This window comes from Streptomyces thermovulgaris (assembly GCF_002155915.1).
In the GTDB taxonomy this organism is placed as follows: domain Bacteria; phylum Actinomycetota; class Actinomycetes; order Streptomycetales; family Streptomycetaceae; genus Streptomyces; species Streptomyces thermovulgaris.
Genome location: NZ_MUME01000387.1, coordinates 1 through 4,980, shown reverse-complemented (window position 1 = coordinate 4,980; position 4,980 = coordinate 1). Strand labels below are relative to the sequence as shown.

The window sequence follows — 4,980 nt, the reverse complement described above, 5'->3', positions numbered from 1 at the left end:
CGTGCTGCTCGGCACCGGAACCTGCGGAAGTGAGTTCCGGTGCCGAGCAGCACGGTTCGGCCCCTGCGCGCTTGCGCGAAAACCGGCTGGTGGGGTGGGCTGCGGCCGAATGTGTGCGGTGACTGTCGGTTGCTTGTCCAGTGCTGTCCAGACCGTCGGCACCGTTGGTACGGGTAGGGCGTCGCGGTACGACGCGGAACCACGGAGGGGCGCGACATGTCGGTGGACGGCGATGCAGTACGGCTCAGGACAGAGGCGGACGAGCCGGGGTGGGAGGTGGATCCGAACGACGAGTGGGGCGTTGCGGTGATCGCCACCGTGGGGCGGCAGTTGAAGCTGCGGCGCGAGGCGATCGGGATGCGGGTCGCCGAGTTCGCCGCGGTGATGGGATACGGGGACGACCTGGTCTACAAGGTCGAGAGCGGCAAGCGGATTCCCCGGCAGGAATACCTGGACAGAGCCGATGAGGTACTGGGCGCGGGCGGGCTGATCTCGGCGACCTGGGAGGACGTCAAGAAGGTCCGGTATCCCAAGAAAGTCCGCGACTTGGCGCAGATGGAGGCCAAGGCCGTCGAGATCGCTCTGTACGAGTGCCACATCGTCCCTGGGCTGTTGCAGACGCCTGAACATGCACGAGCCGTGATCGGCGCAGCGCAGCCGCCGTACTCGCCCGACGACGTGGAACGCATGGTGACCGCTCGACTGGCCCGGCAGTCGGTCTTCGAGCGCTCACCTGCCCCAGCACTTAGTTTTGTCCTGGAAGAGGGGGTCCTGCGACGCCCCATCGGGGGCACAATGACGTGGCGTCAGCAGCTCGAACGTCTGCTGGAGGTGGGGCGGTTGCACAACGTTGTGCTTCAGGTGATGCCCATGCGCAGCACCACCCACTCCGGGCTGGACGGTCGGATCGAACTGCTGAAGTTTCCGGACGGTACGGCTGTAGGCCGCTCCGACGGTGCGTTCAACGGTCGGCCGGTCTCCGACCCCAAGCATCTGCGCATCCTTGAGCTGCGGTATGGCACCATCCGGGCTCAGGCGCTTTCGCCAGGGGATTCGCTGACCTTCATCGAGCAACTGCTGGGAGAGACATGATGCGCAAGACCACCGCCGGAGACATCCCCGAGTCGGCGTGGTTCAAGAGCAGCTACAGCGGCGGCAACGACGGTGAGTCCTGCGTGGAACTTGCCCTGACTCCCGGCACCGTCCACGTCCGCGACTCCAAGAACATCGCGGGTCCCCGCCTCACCTTTGCCCCGGAGGCGTGGGCGCGTTTCGTGCCGTACGTGTCCGAGGGCTGAGCACGCTGTCCGGTCCGTCCTGCGGCCAGCGCATCAGCTCGAAGCAGATCGAGTAACTGCTGGGAGGGACATGGTCCGCAAGACCATCGCTGGGGGCGCCTCCGAACTGGCGTGGTTCAAGAGCAGCTACAGCGACGGCACCGATGGCGAGTCCTGCGTCGAGATCGCGACAGCGCCCCGCACCATTCACGTCCGCGACTCCAAGAACACCGAAGGCCCGCAGCTCACCCTCGCGCCTGACGCCTGGGCGCACTTCGTGGCGTACGTCTCGGGAAGCTGACCCTCAGCGGCACGCGCTGGAAAACTGCCGGGAGAGACATGGTGCGCAAGACCGCTACTGGAAACGTCCCCGAGTCGGCGTGGTTCAAGAGCAGCCGTAGCAGCAGCGGCGACGGCAACGACTGCGTCGAGATCGCCACCAGCCCCGGCACCGTCCACGTCCGCGACTCCAAGAACATCACGGGCCCCCGCCTCACCTTTGCCCTGGAGGCGTGGGCCCACTTCGTCCCGTACGTGTCCGAGGGCTGACCCCCCGGAGGGGCGGATGGCCCCGCCCCCGGTCGAGACCCGGCCTGTGGCCCATGCGGGAAGAGGACCTGGCGCCCCTGTTCCCGTTGATCTTCGCCGTGCCCGCCGTCTCTGTGCCCGGTGAAACTTGTCGTGAACCTTGCAATGCCACTGTGGAACTTGTTCGATGCTCCGTCAGGAAGTTTTCCGGGCTTCCTCCGTGAACGGAGTCCCCACAGCCTTCCTCCGTGAACGGAGTCTCCCCACATGAAACCGGCACGTCTCTCCCGCCGTCTGTCCGCCCTGGCGGCAGCCCTCGGCAGCGCACTCCTGCTCGGCCTCACCCCTCTGCCCGGCGCGCACGCCGCCCCCACGGCGCCCGGCACCCCGGTGGACGTCAACGGACAGCTGAAGGTCTGCGGCACCAAGCTCTGCAACCAGTACGGCAAGCCGATCCAGCTGCGCGGCATGAGCACCCACGGCACCCAGTGGTACTCCCAGTGTCTGACCCCGGGCTCGCTCGACGCCCTGGCCGAGGACTGGAAGGCCGACGTCCTGCGCATCTCCACCTATGTGCAGGAGGGCGGCTACGAGACCGACCCCGCGCACTTCACCGACCTGGCCGACTCCCTGATCCAGCAGGCCACCGACCGTGGCATGTATGTGATCGTCGACTGGCACATGCTCGACCCCGGCGACCCCCACCACAATCTCGACCGGGCCCGGAAGTTCTTCACCGACATCGCGAGCCGCCACAAGGACAAGAACAACATCCTCTACGAGATCGCCAACGAGCCCAGCGGTGTGAGCTGGTCACGCATCAAGAGCTACGCGGAGCAGATCGTCCCGGTCATCCGGAACATCGACTCGGACGCGCCGGTCCTCGTCGGCACCCGGGGCTGGTCCTCGCTCGGCGTCTCCGAGGGCGCCGACGAGTCCGAGATCGTCAATGACCCGGTCCGCGCCTCCAACATCATGTACACGTTCCACTTCTACGCCTACTCGCACCGCGACGAGTATCTGGCGACCCTGGCGCGTGCCGCCCGCCGCATCCCCGTGTTCGTCACCGAGTTCGGCACCCAGAACTACGCCGGCGAGGGCGCGGACGACTTCGCCATGTCCCAGCGCTACCTCGATCTGATGGCCGCCGAGAAGATCAGCTGGGTCAACTGGAACTTCTCCGACGACCACCGCAGCGGCGCCGTCTTCAAGACCGGCACATGCCGTTCCAACGGTCCCTGGACCGGCACCTCGTCCCTGAAACCCGCCGGGGTGTGGGTGCGCGACCACCTCAGGACCCCGGACGACTTCCCGACCGCCTGACACCGCACCGCACGGCGTCACCCGTCCGCCCGCTCGTGGCCGCTGCCCGGGCGGGCGGGCACTTGTCCGCCGGGGACAGGGGGAGCCCACGTCCCCCGGGGCGGTACCTTCGACCTCAGACCTGTGAGGGAGAAGTGGACGTGAGCATGTTCGTGCAGCCGGCCGCCGAAGGTGATCCGTTCGGAACCGCACGCCTGCGGCGTGGGGTGCTGGATGCCTGGGCGGCCAGTCCGGCGCGGTTCCGGGAGGACGCCAACGCGGAGGAGGACCTGGTCCTCGGCGGCTACCGGGACCGGCTCGTCGTCGAGCTGGCGCAGAACGCCGCCGATGCCGCCGCCCGTGCGGGCGTGCCCGGGCGGCTGCGGCTCACCCTGCGCGACGGGGTGCTCGCCGCCGCCAACACCGGCGCTCCCCTGGACGCGGCCGGTGTCGAGTCGCTCTCCACGCTCCGCGCCTCCGCCAAGCGGGACGAGTCCACCACCCCCGTCGGCCGCTTCGGCATCGGCTTCGCCGCCGTCCTCGCCGTCACCGACGAGCCCGCGCTGATCAGCCGGCACGGCGGGGTGCGCTGGTCGCTGGCCGAGGCCCGCGGCCTGGCCGAGGAGACCGCGCGGCACAGCCCCGGTCTCGGGGACGAGATCCGCCGCCGCGACGGGCACGTACCGCTGCTGCGGCTGCCGTTCGCCGCCGAGGGCACCGCCCCCGAGTCCTACGACACGGTCGTCATCCTGCCGCTGCGCGACGCGGCCGCCGCCGACCTGGCCGAACGGCTCCTGCGCGCCGTCGACGACGCCCTGCTGCTCACCCTGCCCGGCCTGGAGGAGGTCGTGGTCGAGATCGGTGACGAGGGCCCGCGCACCCTGAGCCGCCGCACCGACGGGGCGTTCATCGTCGTCGAGGACTCCCTGCCCCCCTCCCGGGAACGTGCGGACGACGAGCCCTCCGTCCGCGTCACCCACTGGCGCACCTCCTCCGCCCACGGCACCCTCACCCCCGATCTGCTCGCCGACCGCCCGGTCGAGGAGCGGCTGCGCCCGCACTGGTCGGTCACCTGGGCCGTGCCCGTCGACGCCTACGGCAACCCGGTGCGTCCCCGCACCAGCCCCGTGGTGCACGCGCCCACCCCGAGCGACGAACCCCTCGGCATCCCGGCCCTGCTCATCGCGTCGTTCCCGATGGACAGCACCCGCCGGCACACCGCGCCCGGCCCGCTGACCGACTTCCTGGTGCAGCGCGCGGCCGACGCCTACGCCGAGCTTCTCGCCGAGTGGCGGCCGGTGGCCGAGGGCGTCATCGACCTCGTGCCCGGCCCGCTGGGCAAGGGCGAGCTGGACGGCGCCCTGCGGCAGGCGATCCTCGAGCGGCTGCCGCGCACCGCCTTCCTGCCGCCCGCCGTCGCACCCGCCGAGCACGACTCCCACCTGCCCGAGTCCCTCCGTCCCCGCGACGCCGAGGTGGTCGAGGGCGCGGGCGCGGACACCGTGCGCGTCCTCGCCGAGGTGCTGCCCACCCTGCTGCCGGCCGGACTGGAACGGCGGGTGGAGCTGCGCACCCTGGGCGTGGCCCGGCTGCCGCTGGCCGACGCCATCGACCGGCTGGCCGGTCTGGAGAAGGAGCCGGGCTGGTGGCGGCGGCTGTACGACAGCCTCGCGGGCGTCGACCCCGACCGGCTCTCCGGGCTGCCCGTGCCGCTCGCCGACGGCCGTACGACCATCGGGCCCCGGCAGGTCCTGCTGCCCGGCCCGGACACCCCGCACATCGACCCGGAGGTGCTGGGCCGGCTCGGTCTGAAGGTCGCCCACCCGGACGCCGCCCACCCCGTCCTGGAGAAGCTCGGCGCCCTGCCCGCCAC

6 protein-coding genes are annotated in these 4,980 nt (G+C 70.4%); all 6 read left to right on the top strand.

Annotated elements, in window-relative coordinates:
- Positions 1–216 precede the first annotated feature (216 nt).
- Positions 217–1,092 carry a helix-turn-helix domain-containing protein gene (locus CCN35_RS24830; RefSeq protein ID WP_067399979.1) on the top strand — a complete coding sequence of 292 codons (876 nt, stop codon included), beginning with the start codon at positions 217–219 and terminating at the stop codon, positions 1,090–1,092.
- Entirely contained in the window at positions 1,089–1,298 is a 210-nt protein-coding gene (locus tag CCN35_RS24825; RefSeq protein ID WP_067399977.1) for a DUF397 domain-containing protein, read from the top strand. Before CCN35_RS24830 ends, CCN35_RS24825 begins: the two co-directional genes overlap by 4 nt.
- Positions 1,299–1,368: 70 nt before the next feature.
- Positions 1,369–1,578: a DUF397 domain-containing protein gene (locus CCN35_RS24820; protein WP_086794410.1), complete on the top strand. Its 210-nt coding sequence runs from the start codon at positions 1,369–1,371 to the stop codon at positions 1,576–1,578.
- A gap of 38 nt (positions 1,579–1,616) precedes the next feature.
- A complete protein-coding gene (locus CCN35_RS24815) occupies positions 1,617–1,826 on the top strand; it encodes a DUF397 domain-containing protein (protein ID WP_086794408.1) in 210 nt (69 codons plus the stop codon).
- A 246-nt stretch (positions 1,827–2,072) separates the two neighbouring features.
- Positions 2,073–3,128: a glycoside hydrolase family 5 protein gene (locus CCN35_RS24810; RefSeq protein ID WP_086794407.1), complete on the top strand. Its 1,056-nt coding sequence runs from the start codon at positions 2,073–2,075 to the stop codon at positions 3,126–3,128.
- Positions 3,129–3,268: 140 nt separating this feature from the next.
- Positions 3,269–4,980: sacsin N-terminal ATP-binding-like domain-containing protein (locus CCN35_RS24805; RefSeq protein WP_425444323.1), on the top strand; the 1,712-nt coding region annotated here is incomplete at its 3' end.